We start from the raw sequence: 14,650 nt of genomic DNA, 5'->3' as shown, positions 1-14,650 counted from the left end.
AAAACTTTATTTGATTCTGACAAAACTTTTTTTAAGTTTTTTTCGTCTCTGTTTTTACAACCCTAACCTCAATGAACTCCCGTAAAATCGGACCGCAAAGATACTCACTTTTTTTCTTATCAAACAAACTTTTTTTGAAGTTTTTTTTCACCCCTCTCACCGTATCTTATAACCCTATTTTAATGAACGTTGCTAACCTCTTTTCGCTGTTGCTATTTCCGTTAGCGGGTGCAAATATACAACCCTTTTCAACCCCCACAACTTTTTTTTAACCTTTTTTTTAAAGTATTTTTAAACACTAAACCAAACCAATGAATAACAATAACTTACAAATCAAAAAAAATATAACTAGTTTTTAGATTATTTATAAAAACAACAAAAGGAGCTATTATAGCTCCTTTCTTCTACTCTTATTTTCTTATTTAATCTTTCCTTATTGTAAAGTAAAAAGTGGTGCCTTTTCCTTTTTTACTTTCTAACCATACTCTTCCTCCACTTCTTTCAATTACCTTTTTTACCAGTGCTAACCCTATCCCTATGGAATCTACATGAGAGTTTACTTCTAATTTTTGAAATAACTGAAATATCTTTTCGTGATACTTATCATCTATTCCCGGACCGTTATCAGCAATAAAGAATACATACTTCTCTTTTCTCTCTTCGCTTCCTACCATAATATGTATATACTCCTTATTATTATGTTTTATAGCATTTTGAATTAGGTTTTGGAAAACTTGTAATAATTGTGATTCGTTAAATAATACTTCGGGGAGTTTATTTTTCACCTCTATTACGCATTTTTCAGATGAGTTTACCATAATAATTCTCTTCACCAAAATGTCAACATCAACTTTTTTCAACTCTTTTTCCTTTTCCATCTGCAAAGAATAATTCAGTATTCCATTAATTAATAAATCCATCTGTTCTACTTGTTCCTTTATTTTAGTAAGATTCTCTCCCATTTCAGAATCTTCTTGTACGCATTTGGCGTCTGTATGCTCTGAAGATGTTAACCATTCTGCCAATGTATGTATATTTCGTAATGGTCTTTTTAAATCATGAGAAACTACATAGGCAAATTCTTCAAGATCTTTATTTCTTTCATATAATTCTTTTGCTCTTGTTTCTAAGTCTTTTGTACGTTGTTCTATTTTTGTTTCTAGTTGTTTATTTATTTCCTGTAAACTTTTACGATGATGCATTACTCCATTTAATATTATAAAGGAATATATAAAGATGGTTACTATAGAAATTAAAACTGCTCCTTCTGTTATTATATCTACGTTAAGAGTTAATACTCTATAGGTCATATGTATCAACTGAGTTGTGCTAAACAGAATAATCAATAGCCTGTTATTGAGTAATAGGATTCCCCCAAACATTACAATGAAGTTTCCTAGTAAATAATCTATTGAAAATCTATTAATAGCGACAGTATAAGTTAAATAATGTTGAAACAGAAATAAACAGAAAAATACGTATAGACCATAATATTCTGTTACTTCCTTTTTCTTTGTTAAGGGCAACAAACCAACAATTAGAAATAGAGCCGCAAATAATTCTCTCATATACGGTACTTCAACAGCATTTTTATTAAAATGAAAAATCAACAGTGAATATATATATAGTCCTGGCGCTGTTAGACACAACACCAAACTGCTATTTTTTATTTCAAAACTTTCCAGTTTTCCAATTTTTTTCAATAATTCTAGATTCATATGAAAGAGAAAGTATACTGTATACTTATTGTTGCTTAAAGATACACATTTAGCCTTTATAATAGTAGTGGTAATATATTAACAGTACGAATAGTATAGATGAACTGACTTAATATATCGTTATTTGTACTTTACATTTTTATTTACTTTTGCTTTTACTCATTAATATATTAATTCATTGATGTTAAAAAAACAGATAAGTATTGTTGGTTCGGGCTGGTTGGGTTTACCTTTAGCTGAGTTTTTAAAATCTAAAGGATATCTAATTAAAAACTCTACAACTTCTGAAAATAAAATACCATTATTAACTGACAAAGGATTGACTCCTTATATTTTCTCATTAGGAAATTCAAATGATACTTCTGTTATCGATGAATTTATAGAAGGAAGTGAAATTGTTATTATTGTTTTGCCTCCCAAAAGAAATGCTTCTGATATTGAACAAGCCTATTTAGAAAAAATAGTCCAAATTGCAGATAGAGTTCAACATCATCAAAATGTAATTTTTATTAGTTCTTCTTCAGTTTATCAGAACACCAACAATTGGGTTACTGAAGAAACTCTTGCTTGTCCTGAGAAATCTTCCGGTAAGGCTATTTTGGCTGCTGAGCAACTTTTGCAAAAAGGAATAACAAACAGACTTAGTATTATTCGTTTTGCAGGTCTTATGGGGCCTAACAGGCATCCGGGAAAATTTTTAGCTACTAAAAAAAACTTAGCTAATGGTAATGCGCCTATAAATATGATTCATTTAGATGACTGCATTGCACTTATTAATGCAGTTATTGAACAAAATTGTTGGGGTGAAATTATTAATGGTTGTGCTGATGATCATCCAACTCGTGAACATTTTTATACGTTAGCAGCACAAAGTATAAACTTACCTCCTCCTACTTTTATTCCAAATGAAGATTCTACGTCGTATAAATTGATTAGCAATCTTAAAAGTAAATCACTTTTAAATTATCAATATATACATGCCAATCCTCAAAATGCTTTATAATTTTAATTTGAAATATATTTAACTAAAAAAGGAGTTTTTAGCTGAAAACTCCTTTTACAAGAAATGTTACTCTCTTAGGTTAAACTTTAAACTACACTTAAAAATACCGATATACTATTTTTATTTTTTTAGTAATTAGTTTAACTACTTATATCTATAGACAGAAAAACTTTTAGTGCCTTTAAAAAGTATTACTCAACTCTTTTTAATTGATTATTCCTTAATTTTTAGTTAACCTATTTTTTTTTAATTCACCTTACTTTTGATTTATAACTTTGAATTGTTTCATTTATCATCAACTTCCTAAAAAAGTCATGTAGTTACATGGCTTTTTTTCTTTTAGGATTACATGGGGATTTTAAGGTATGCCATAAGGGATAGCACTGAGTTTACTTTTGGTAATTTTCCGTATTTTTTAGGTACAATTTTGTAACTAAATTGCGACAGTTATAATTCAAGTTCGGGAATTTTATTATGACATCAATTAAAAAGGTTCTTGTAAGGTAGAACCTTTTTTCTTTTAAATACACTATCTGTTTTTTACTGTTTTTAACCAAGCATTTACTACTTCGTGAGCCTATTTTCTCTTAAAAAAAGGTTACCTACTCACTTTCAAAAAAATAGCCATACTTTCTTACTGAAAAATGTATTTTTCTTGTGAATAAAAAGAGTATCTCTTGTTTTGTTTTTAATTTATAATTTACTTTTCTTTAAATATAAATTAACTTGTAAAATCATACATATAAATATGTTTGCCCAACAAATAAAGACTTAGAAATTACATCCCCTTACTATAAAGTTGCCAAAAAGAATTCCACGTATTTTACGTGGTTTTTCTTTTTTTAAAAAAAGAGTATATTTTTTATGTAATTGTCTTTACTAATTTGAATACATCATGTTTAAGTGTAACAATGTTTGGTTAAAAAGAATCTATTAATAATCTAATAGATTCTTTCTTTTTCAGCTTCCTCATTCAAAAACAATATTATATCCTTATTTCTAAGTACATTTTTACCATTAACCTCTTATTTTTTACTTTTTGACCTAATTTTAATGTTAGTTAACTATTTTTTTTGAATATCCTTCCTTATTATGGTTCCTTTGTAATCAATCTACAACATGTAAGATTTTAAATAAGAAGTATTCTATTTTTTTGAAGGGTTAAATGGAGTACTTCTTTCTTTTTATACAACAACTTCTTCGTAGTTTATAAGCTCTTATTGCAAATACTTTTATCAATAATTTTCCAACAACGGCTTTTTCTCTATTTCTTGTTCTATTCTATTTTGTTAAAATATCTTTTAATCTTATCAGGGTATTTGTATTTCATATCATGGTTAACCCTGAGTTGTTTTTTAGGGTTATTGTGTATTGTATTATAAAAGTTACTGATTTATATTTGAAAAGTTATTTGCTAATAGTGACGAATAACACTCTAAACCCTTCTAAATAAAACCTCAAAGTATATATTTTGAGGTTTTGTTTTTTATATATCTCACTTCATCTTATCTTTTTTGCATTTTATCTTTTCGTTTTAACCAATTACCTAAAATTAAATTACATACTTTTTTGTTGGTTTATTTTTGTGATTGGACTAAAAATATCTATTCAATTATAGATTCCATAGTCCTTAGTATAAAAACTAACTAAGAAGTATTCATTTAATTTAGGGGATTTATGAATACTTCTTTCTCGTTAAATTCATTTGGTTATTTTATATATGGAAAAACATAAAATGGTACTTGTTAAACAATATACATTGCACAACAATTTTATAATTTACAAATGGGTTAGTAAAGAAATTGCGAAACATATAGTTGATTATAAACCAGAGTCTGATATCCAATTTGAATACGCTTCTAAACTTATTACCTTATTATATATAGTAAAATCTTTATTTTCTAGCCAACGGTTTTAAAAACCTCTGTTTTCCATTGATAAATATTTTTTATACCATTCATCTACACAAACTGTCACTTAAACTAACGAAAAAATAAAAAGCATTAAAACAACATTATCTTTACATCAGATTTTTAAAAATTGTTTATTCATTTTTTAGAAGTTTGGTTAGTTTTTTTTATTGGAAGTATTCCTTTCTAGGAATACTTCTCTTTTTATATCTATAACTTATATTTTAATACTCTTCATATAGCTCATTCCTTGTATCATCAATTGTTTAATACTCCTCACCTATATTTTTCCTCCTTTTATCGAATCCTTCAATTATTTTCTTAAGTATAAATCTATCTTTACAATAACATTGAGGAATTCATTATTCATTTTTTTATTGAATGTTTATAGATGGGGAGTATTTCGGGGGGAGTACTTCTCTTCTTTTTTATAATCATTTTCATCTTGTTAACAGCGTATATAAAACAAACGGCTACAAATAATAATTCAAACTCATTTTTTCATAATTCTGTTGTACTATTGCTCAGTAACGCAAATAGTTTTTTAACTATTCATTTTTTTAATTAAACAGTTGTATAAACGAGAGGTATTGGGTTGAATACTTCTCGTTTTTTAATTTACATACTTATTGATTGAATTGAATTTCTGATATTATTTTTTTAGTCTTTTGCTTCTAAAAACTAAACCCGTTTTTCTTATTGAAATGTTGATTAATCATCAACCTTAGTACGAATATCAAATAGAGCCCTACGCTTTTGTAGTCTTTTAATTTTCTATAGAAAGATACTATACCTTGCTCCGAATTATCGCTAGATTCTTTTAAAAAAGAATTTAGCTCAGCTTGAAAACACAAAAAGAAATTTATAGTTATTAAAATGGAAAACCCGATTCTTGTATTTTTTGTTATTGTTTTACTACTTATTTTTAATTTAATACGAATAGTTATTAATACCACCGAACATAAAAAGTGGTTCTTACTATTTCCAAAAATTCTTTTAATATTCTGTATTGGATTTTTCTCTTTTGCTTGGTTTGTTCCGCTACACGTTGGTTGGAATAAAGAAACGGCTATTCACAAGTTTCGTTTTCAGGTTTTTGAAGTAAAGGAAAGTAATAATGAAAATCCTTCTTCTTTTACAAGTGTATTTTTTGAATTCCGTCCTTCAAAATACGGATGGTTTCAACTAAATAAGCGTATTGGAACTTGGAATGATTATTTTAAGACATACCAAAGTCAGGAAAAGTATTATGAATATCCTGAAAAGTAATTTTTTTAGTTTAAAAACGCTCTGATACAATATGTCGTCTTCTCACAGATACGGGGATTCTTTCTTCATTTTTCAGAATTAATTCTCCTTTTTTATCAAAGGAAGACACATATTCCCAATTTACTAAATGAGATTGATGTACTCGTATGAACTGCTCTTTAGGTAAAAGCTCATTATATTCTTTTAATGTTTTTGAGCTTAAAATATGTTTGTTATGTTTTGTATAAAAATGAGTATACCCTTGATCTGCCTTACAATGAACTATTTCAGATAAATCTAATACATAGATTTGTTCTGTTGTTTTTATAATAATTCTGTTTAGTTCTTTGTTTTCTTTTAAAATACTTAATTGTTTTTGATTATGATTTGTTTGTTCTTTTAAGCGTTCTATTGCAGCTTCTAATTCTTCAGGATCAACAGGTTTTAGCAAATAATCAAATGCGTTATATTTAAAGGCTTTGATAGCGTATTCATTATAAGCTGTCACAAAAATGAGTTTGAAGTTATAGCCAGATAAAGTATCTAACATATCGAATCCTGTTTTGTCTTTGATTTGAATATCTAACAATACCAAATCTGGTTGTAAGGTTTCTATTTTTTCTTTAGCCTCTTCTATAGTTGAAGCTTCTCCTATAACTTCTGTTCCTTTAATAGTAGCAACTAAAATCTTTAGTCCTTCTCTTATTTGTTTCTCATCATCAACAATTAGTATTCTCATCTGGTAATAATTTTAATCTTCTTCAAAAACCGGCAAAGTTATAATAACTTTTGTTCCTACCGTACCGTTTTCAACATCTTTAACATCGTCAATTGAAAAGATTAATGATTGTTTTATTTTTTTAGATAACAACCTTAATCGTTCTTGTATAATTTTGGTTGCATGAGATTTTTTAGTTGTGTTCTTATTCTTTTTATTAAGTGTAGTTGTGTAGCCTACTCCATTGTCTTTTACAATACATATCAATTTTTCATCAGCTTCAGAGATTTCTATTGTTATTTTAGGATTTTCAACACCTTCAATTCCATGTTCTATGGCATTTTCTATGATTGGTTGAATAATCATAGCCGGTATTTGTATAAAATCTTGTTCAATAGTTTCATCAATAAGTAATGTGTAATCTAACGTATTATCTAATCTTAATTTTTGTAAGTCTAAATAATCTGTTATTGATTGAATTTCTTTAGAGAATGTAACTTTATCTAAATTTGAATTTTCAAGATTGTATCTTAATAGTTTTGAAAATTTAGTTAAGTATTTGACTGCTTTTTCATTCTCACTTTTTAAAATATTTGTTTGAATATTAGATAATGCATTAAAAATAAAATGCGGATTCATTTGTGAGCGCAATAACTGTTGTTGTAATTGTAACTTATTAAGTTTATCTAAATTAATCTTATTGCGTAAATACATTATAAACATAATTACTACTAACAAAAGCACTATTAGTACAATGGTTACTATTAATTTATTTTTTTTAATAATTGTTTGCTGGGCTTCTGTTTTTTCTTGAAGTAATTGTATTTGTTGTTCTTTTTTTTCTGTTTCGTGTACTACTTGTAAACGTTTTATTTCTTTTATTTTAATTTCATCTAATAAATCTTCTGAAATCAAACTTAGCTCTTCTTGATACTTAACTGCTTCTTTAAAGTTTTTTTGCATTTTATGTAAAGTCACCAGTTGTGTTAAAGCATCTTTGATTAATTCTTTATTTTCACCTTTTTCTTTAACTGCCAACAGAAACTCTTCTGCTTTTTTATAATTACCTCTTATTAAAAGTAGGGTTGCATAATTATTCAGTAAACTTTTAGTAACTCTACCCGGAGCGTAGTTAAATGCTTTTCTGTAAAATTTTTCAGCATTAAACAAATCGTTATTCTCATAATATGTTAATCCCATATTGTTATAAGACATAATTACGCCTAGTGTATCTTTTAATCTTAAATTTATTTCTTGAGATTTTTGATGATAGTATAATGAAGAGTCTTTTTGATTTTGCGCCTTATATAAGATACCGATATTGTTATATACGGCACATATATTCTCGTATTGTTGTCTTTCTTCAAAAATTTCTGCTTCCTTTTTTAACATTGTAAGCGAATCTTCATAGTCTTTTAAGAAGAAAAACAATCGGGCATAAGCATCATAAAAATTAGGTATAAATGTATACTCTTTTTCATTTAATACTTTTTCTAAGGATTGAAAAATAACCAGTGCTTTTGCATATTGTCCTTGACTAACCAAATGGTCTGCCCACATATATTCAAAATTCAGACGATAGGGTTCATTATTATAACTCAAGGCTAGTTCTTTTCCTTTGTTATAATATTTATTTATTGAATCTACATTAAATTCAAATTGCTTATAATACTCTAAAAATTTTATATGTAGCTTTAAATCATCTTTTTCGTCTTTACTTTTTTTTACTTCTTCAGAAATATGATATAGTTCATTACGATACTCTTTATAATTGCCTTGTTTTCTTAAGGAGTCTAACTTAAAGAATGTTTGAGCTTGTATCTTATTACTCCACAGCACACATAGTAATATAAGTATATAACCGTTTTTTGGGCTTCTAAACATTTTGCTTTTTTTAGAGGAATTTTTTTTCTCTTTTTAGCAAAAATATGGTATTAATTAGTCTTGATTACTTTTTTAGGGTATAAAAAAGCGGGATAAAAATTATCCCGCAAACTATTTAACTGATAAATTCAACTGTTATAAATTTTAATATGGTACTCCCTTTATTTTCCAGGTTATGTATAAAGTAATGTTCATTATTTAAGCCTTCATAAAACTGTGTATCTCCCTTTTCATATATATTCTCAACAATGCGTCCATCATTATAACACGAAACCGCTGTTCCAAAATTCAACGCTGTCCAAAAATAGGATTTGTTATGTTTATGAAATGGCAAACTTTTTCCGGGTTCTAATTCAATACTCCACACTTTGCATTGCGTATTCTCAAAAAGCAGGAACTCACCTACCTGAGTATTAAATTCTCCTTTTTCTAACTCTTCTATCTTCTCTTTGGTCCAATGATTCCATTCTCCTTTTTTATGTAGTATAACTGTTTTCATTGACAACTTATTTTAAGAAAGGATAGTCTGTATAACCTCTGGCATTTCCACCGCCAAACAAAGTATGCCCGTCTGTTATTGAATTTAAAGCAGCTCCTTGTTTTACTCGTTCCGGATAATCAGGATTACTTAAAAAGTTTCTTCCAAAACCGATTAAATCAACCAAATTTTCTTCTAATAAAGCCTCGCCCTCTTCCGGAGTTTTATTTCCTGTTGCTATAATTGTGTTACTAAAGTTTTCTCTCAATTCTTCTCTAAATTCTTTGGGAATAATCGGAGCATCATCCCAATCTGCCTCACATAAATGAATGTATGCAACCCCTATTGTATCAAGAGATTTTGCTGCTAACATAATGGTATCTAAAATTTCCGGATCTTCCATGTCTTTAAAACTAATAAAAGGTGAAAGCCTTACTCCTGTTTTATCTGCTCCGATTTCATTAACAACAGCTTCAGTTACTTCTACTAAAAAGCGTATTCTATTTTCTTGTGATCCTCCATAGTTGTCGGTTCGTTGGTTGCTATTACTTCTCAAAAACTGATCAATCAAATATCCATTTGCTCCATGAATTTCTACGCCGTCAAATCCTGCTTCAATTGCATTTTTTGCTGCTTTTTTAAAGTCGTTTATTGTTTCTTTAATTTCTTCTAAAGTTATTTCTTTAGGTGTATCTACCGGAACAAATGTGGCATCACCATTAGGTGCGCCATCAAAAATATATACTTGTGTATCTTTAGCTTTGATTGCAGATGGCCCTAAAGGTTGCAATTCATTTACTTTTGACGAACTAACTCTTCCTACATGCCATAATTGTAAAAATATTTTACCTCCTTTTTTATGCACTGCTTGCGTTACTAACTTCCATCCATTAATTTGTTCTTCTAGGTAAATTCCCGGAGTTTTTGCATAACCTTTACCTTGCTGAGATATTTGAGTTGCTTCGGTAATTATAATTCCTGCAGATGTTCTTTGCTGATAATACTCTGCCATTAATTCATTAGGCATATCGTTAGGTTCAGTTGCTCTTGAGCGAGTCATGGGAGCCATTAAAAAACGATTAGATAGCTCTAAATTACCCATTTTATATTTATTAAATAAGTTAGGATATTTCATTTTGAATTTATTTTTATATTATTTTATAGGTATTATCTTCTATACGACTTATCAATAGATAAGCACATAAAGCATATATCATTTGAAAAGCCACCCAATCCCACTTTTCAAGTAAACAAGCTCCAAATAACAATACCGTTAGTAATACTCCTATTGCTATGGTTGTTTTATATGTATAAATTCCTAAAAACAAGGCTGCTCCTAATAACAATTCTATATATGGTACTGTTTGAGAAAAAATCTGAACCATTACTTTTGGAAGAAATGTTGACTCATAAGTAGTAATCATCCAGTTACTAAATGCATTTATTTTAGGTAATCTTACCAAACCGTGGGTAAAAAAATTAATTCCCACAAGGATTCTGATAAATAAATAGGCGGTGTTTTTTGCTTTCATTTTTACTGATTATATTCTAATTCTGAGTTATCTATCGGTGTATTGGGATCATTTTTAACCATTTTAGCTATTTCATCTTTACGCATAAAAACAACTCCCTTGTGTTTTTTGGCATATTGAATAAACTCATCTACAACACGAACTACTGAGGGTTTTCCGCCAATACGATCATGTAAACTAACAGACATCATTCTTCTTTTACTCTTTCCTTCTTCATATAATTGATTAAATTCTGCTTTTAATTGTTCTAAAAATTGATCAGGAGACCATTGCTTTCCTTCAATATTTACAATATCATTATTACGTAATGTATAAGGTACTACAACAAAATCTTTTCCTCTTACTTTAGTGATAAATGGTTCATCTCTACTTAAATCATCAATATGATATAAAAATCCTAATTCTTGTAATACCTTTAATGTATTAGGACTTCTCCTTAGCCAATTACAGTTATATCCTATTCCTCTTTGTCCGGTAATAGCTTCAACCGTGTCAATTCCTTTTTTTACAAAATTTAATTCTTCTTCATAACTCATATTCCATTGATCATCCCAAGCTATTCCGTGAGCAGCAATTTCATGTCCTCTGTTTGCTATTGCTTTAGCTACTTCCGGGTAGCGGATTGCAGCTTCTCCCACAACATGTGATGTAACTTTTATTTGATGTTTATCCCATAAATCCAACATTCTATATACCCCTTCTTTTGCTCCATAACGAAACCAGCTTTCCGCCGGTAAATCAACCTGACCTTTTGGCAACGGTTTTCCTGAAAATGGACTTTCTGCTCCTTCTGGTTGCCCTCCTGTTTCAAATTGCATTGAAAAAGAGATAACCAAACGAGCATTGTTAGGCCAATTCCCTTGCTCATGCTCTGTAAAGTCTTTCTTTTCTGTTTTACATCCCAATAAGGACATTAGAAAAGTATATGCTATCATTTTTAATATTTTCATTTTTTGTGATTTTAATTCCTTACAAATTTAGCTGCGGTTCTCACGTTATTTTTTGTATAAATCCATTGTTTTTTTGTACATTTCTAACCCTTATGATACCACGTTATTTTAGTCATCATTCTTTAAATATTTTTTCTTTTGAAAAAGAAGTATGGGAATATCCGGAGCATACTCATAACTTTTATGAGTTAATTTTTATTGAAAGTGGTCATGGACTTCAGATTATGAATGATGTTACTTTTTCATATACTAAAGGAGACGTTTTTCTCTTAGGTCCCAATGATAAACATCGATTTGAAATAAAAGAGAAAACTGTTTTTACTTTTTTAAAATTTACTGAACAGTTATTTGCTGAAAAAAATGAAACGAATGCAACTAATAATTGGCAGCGAAAAATAGATCGTATTTTGTTAAATCCTAATACGCAACCAGGTGCTATTATTTATAATGAAAACGATTATAAAAAAGTATTTCAGATTTTAGAAATCATCAAAGAAGAATATCTTTCTAAAGATATATTTAGCAGGCGTATTGTTCTTGAACTTTTTGGTGCGTTAATTACCATTATTGCTAGAAATTTACAATTCAAAAATAATTTAATTTCTCCGGAACAACTGGCTAAAGCCGATAAAATAACGGCTCTTCTTTCTTATGTTAGGCAACATATTTTTGATAGCAGTAAACTTAGTATTCAAAACATTGCTGAAACTTTTTTAATGTCTCCTAACTATGTAGGTACTTTTATTAAAAAGCACACAGGAATGAATCTTCAACAACTTATTACTCAAACTAAATTAAAAACAGCTGAGCGGTTATTAGGCTCCAGTAAATTAACTGTTAGTGAAATTGCTATTAGGTTACAATTTACTGACGCTAGCCATTTTACTAAGTTTTTTAAAAAACATAAAGGAATTACTCCTAAAGTTTACAGAAACAAAAAAAACCTTTCCATAGTATAGAAAGGTTTTTTCATGTTTATTAATGAGTTTCTTCTGTAGTTCCTTCTTTTAAACTCATTTTCATTTCATGGTCGTATTGACAACATCCCGGAAGATTGTTATATGATTCCTCACTTCCTGAAACTTTATCTGTATCATATCCGGAAGCTGCAATTGCTTTATGAATAGCTTCTATATTCGTTTTTGATCCGTCAAAAGCAACGTGAATTTCCTTTTTGTTTTTATCCCAATTTGCTTCGGTTACTCCTTCTACTCCGTTTGCTGCTTTTTCAATAGTGCTCTTACACATTCCACAATTTCCACGAACTCCAAAGGTAGTTTTAGTCATGGCTACTTCTTTTTGTTCAGTTTGAGTGGTTTCTTTTTTTGTTTCGTTTTTACAGCTTACCAATCCTATTACAGCTATTAACGCTATGCTTACTACTACTTTTTTCATGATTTAATTATTGTTTATTATTTATTACTTGTTTTACTTCTCCGCACTTTAGCATTTTATCTCCAAAATACGGATTTAAGACTTGTTTTTCTTTGCTTAACCAATAGGCTCCTTTATCACTATCTGCCATTGGACAATATTGTTTATATGCTGTTTCTTGAATACCAAATATTTCTACAGCGAGTATTAAATGGTTTGATACTATTTTAAATTGTTTTCGTTGTTGTTCAACATCTGTTACACGAGCAATAGCTTCACTACTCGATTTTAATGTTTTTAGCAACGACATCCATTCTTTATGAGCCTTTTCATTACTCAACAATTCCATATTTATTTTTTTTATTTCTGAAATAAATTGTGTTGCCTGTCCTTTAGCTTTTTCACCGTTTGTTTCAATTAAAGCATTTTTAATAGCTATATAACTGTTATATGCATTTTGTAATTGTTCTTTAAAAGCATTAGGTATTATATAGGTTTCCTGAATGGATTTTGTATGATTCATCATTGACTTTTTTCCTTGTAACTGAGCTGAGGCGTCTACTGTAAAAACTCCGTTTGTTACAATTTCTTCTCCGGAACTAAGTCCTTTTTTAATCTCGTAAGTATCTCCTCTTTGATTTCCCAACACGACTTCCCTCATTTCAAAAACAGGTTCTTCTGCTTTAGGTTTCACATATACTATAGAGCGTTTACCAGTCCATAGTACTGCTGAAGCAGGAATTACCACTTCTTCATTTTTTTCTGACGAGCTATTTTTAACTTTTCCATAAATAAACATGCCGGGTTTAAATTTTTGTTTTGAGTTATCAATTACAGCTCTCATCGTTACAATTCTAGTTTGCGTATTTACTACAGGATCTATAAAAGATATTTTAGCTTTAAAGGTTTCGCCGGGGTATGCACTAGAACTTATTTGTATTTCCTGACCTACTTTAAAAGAAGCTATCTGACTTTCATATACATCAAAATTTGCCCAAACAGAATTTAAGTTTGCTATTTTAAACAATGCTTGCCCCTGCTTGACATAATCACCTACCTCAACTAATTTTTCTAAAACTGTTCCGGATACAGTAGCATACACAGGAAAATATTCTTTTACTTGTTTTGAACTTTCTATTTGATTGATTTGATTTTCAGAAAGTTTCCATAGTTTTAGTTTATTTCGTACTGCCTTGTATAAAGCCGGCTGAGATTCTTTCAAAGTAGCTGCGGTAAGTAATTCCTGCTGTGCTTTTACTAACTCCGGTGCATAAATGGTTGCTAATAACTGACCTTTAACAACTTTTTCTCCTGTAAAGTTTACTTTTAAACTTTCTATTCTTCCGGAAAAATAACTGGCCTGCACACTATTGGTTGCTTCATTTTCAACAATTTTTCCCGACAAGGTACTACTTCCATTAGCTATGTCTAATACTCCAATCATAGTTGTTTGAATATCTGCCAAAGCCAAGGCATTTTTTGTCATTTTAAATTGATCGGCAGCTAACCCATCTGCTCCTGCTTCTGCAGGAATTAAATCCATTCCGCAAATTGGGCAATCTCCCGGTTCGGGTTGCATAATTTGGGGATGCATAGAGCAGGTCCAAAATTGTTTTTTATCACTATTTTCTGTAGCATGCTCATGATTCCCTCTTTCTTTGGTTTTACCTCCAAAAAGTAACCAACCTATTACAATACCTACGATTAGTAATAGTATATATTGTATGTATTTTTTCACTTGAATACGTTTTAATTAAATACTTATTTTTTACTATTTTAGATAGTTAGCGAAAACTCACTAAATACATATATCTTCATGTATTTGATTCCTCTAA

Annotated in this window: 12 protein-coding genes; 3 read left to right on the top strand and 9 right to left on the bottom strand. The window is 29.2% G+C overall.

The window, feature by feature from the left end; genetic code table 11:
• Positions 1-422: 422 nt before the first annotated feature.
• Positions 423-1,718 carry a sensor histidine kinase gene (locus tag ACQY1Q_RS11920; RefSeq protein ID WP_431005548.1) on the bottom strand — a complete coding sequence of 432 codons (1,296 nt, stop codon included), beginning with the start codon at positions 1,716-1,718 and terminating at the stop codon, positions 423-425.
• A 181-nt stretch (positions 1,719-1,899) separates the two neighbouring features.
• On the opposite strand from ACQY1Q_RS11920, the gene ACQY1Q_RS11915 reads away from it, so the two are divergent.
• A complete protein-coding gene (locus ACQY1Q_RS11915; protein ID WP_431005547.1) occupies positions 1,900-2,721 on the top strand; it encodes an SDR family oxidoreductase in 822 nt (273 codons plus the stop codon).
• A 2,786-nt stretch (positions 2,722-5,507) separates the two neighbouring features.
• Positions 5,508-5,900 carry a hypothetical protein gene (locus ACQY1Q_RS11910; RefSeq protein ID WP_431005546.1) on the top strand — a complete coding sequence of 131 codons (393 nt, stop codon included), beginning with the start codon at positions 5,508-5,510 and terminating at the stop codon, positions 5,898-5,900.
• A gap of 10 nt (positions 5,901-5,910) precedes the next feature.
• Here the strand turns inward: ACQY1Q_RS11910 and ACQY1Q_RS11905 are convergent, their stop codons facing one another.
• The 6 genes from ACQY1Q_RS11905 to ACQY1Q_RS11880 form a co-directional block, all read right to left on the bottom strand.
• Positions 5,911-6,618, bottom strand: a complete 708-nt coding sequence (locus tag ACQY1Q_RS11905; protein ID WP_431005545.1) for a LytR/AlgR family response regulator transcription factor — start codon at positions 6,616-6,618, stop codon at positions 5,911-5,913.
• A gap of 12 nt (positions 6,619-6,630) precedes the next feature.
• Entirely contained in the window at positions 6,631-8,481 is a 1,851-nt protein-coding gene (locus ACQY1Q_RS11900) for a tetratricopeptide repeat-containing sensor histidine kinase (RefSeq protein WP_431005544.1), read from the bottom strand.
• A 115-nt stretch (positions 8,482-8,596) separates the two neighbouring features.
• A complete protein-coding gene (locus ACQY1Q_RS11895) occupies positions 8,597-8,980 on the bottom strand; it encodes a cupin domain-containing protein (RefSeq protein WP_431005543.1) in 384 nt (127 codons plus the stop codon).
• A gap of 7 nt (positions 8,981-8,987) precedes the next feature.
• On the bottom strand, positions 8,988-10,094 hold the full coding sequence (locus tag ACQY1Q_RS11890; protein ID WP_431005542.1) for an alkene reductase: 1,107 nt from the start codon (positions 10,092-10,094) through the stop codon (positions 8,988-8,990).
• A 13-nt stretch (positions 10,095-10,107) separates the two neighbouring features.
• Positions 10,108-10,491 carry a DoxX family membrane protein gene (locus tag ACQY1Q_RS11885; protein ID WP_431005541.1) on the bottom strand — a complete coding sequence of 128 codons (384 nt, stop codon included), beginning with the start codon at positions 10,489-10,491 and terminating at the stop codon, positions 10,108-10,110.
• A 2-nt stretch (positions 10,492-10,493) separates the two neighbouring features.
• Complete coding sequence (locus tag ACQY1Q_RS11880; RefSeq protein ID WP_431005540.1) at positions 10,494-11,441, bottom strand: polysaccharide deacetylase family protein; 948 nt, start codon at positions 11,439-11,441, stop codon at positions 10,494-10,496.
• Positions 11,442-11,533: 92 nt separating this feature from the next.
• Between ACQY1Q_RS11880 and ACQY1Q_RS11875 the strand changes: the two genes are divergently transcribed.
• Complete coding sequence (locus ACQY1Q_RS11875) at positions 11,534-12,400, top strand: AraC family transcriptional regulator (RefSeq protein ID WP_431005539.1); 867 nt, start codon at positions 11,534-11,536, stop codon at positions 12,398-12,400.
• A gap of 19 nt (positions 12,401-12,419) precedes the next feature.
• Here ACQY1Q_RS11875 and ACQY1Q_RS11870 read toward each other — a convergent pair whose 3' ends face one another.
• Both ACQY1Q_RS11870 and ACQY1Q_RS11865 read right to left on the bottom strand, forming a co-directional pair.
• Positions 12,420-12,836, bottom strand: a complete 417-nt coding sequence (locus tag ACQY1Q_RS11870) for a heavy-metal-associated domain-containing protein (protein ID WP_431005538.1) — start codon at positions 12,834-12,836, stop codon at positions 12,420-12,422.
• A 7-nt stretch (positions 12,837-12,843) separates the two neighbouring features.
• On the bottom strand, positions 12,844-14,553 hold the full coding sequence (locus ACQY1Q_RS11865) for an efflux RND transporter periplasmic adaptor subunit (protein WP_431005537.1): 1,710 nt from the start codon (positions 14,551-14,553) through the stop codon (positions 12,844-12,846).
• Positions 14,554-14,650 lie beyond the last annotated feature (97 nt).

The sequence above is a fragment of the Tenacibaculum sp. TC6 genome, from assembly GCF_050606265.1.
Classification (GTDB): Bacteria; Bacteroidota; Bacteroidia; order Flavobacteriales; family Flavobacteriaceae; genus Polaribacter.
Note: the sequence above shows the minus strand (reverse complement) of the source record. Positions and strands in the feature narration are given on the sequence as shown.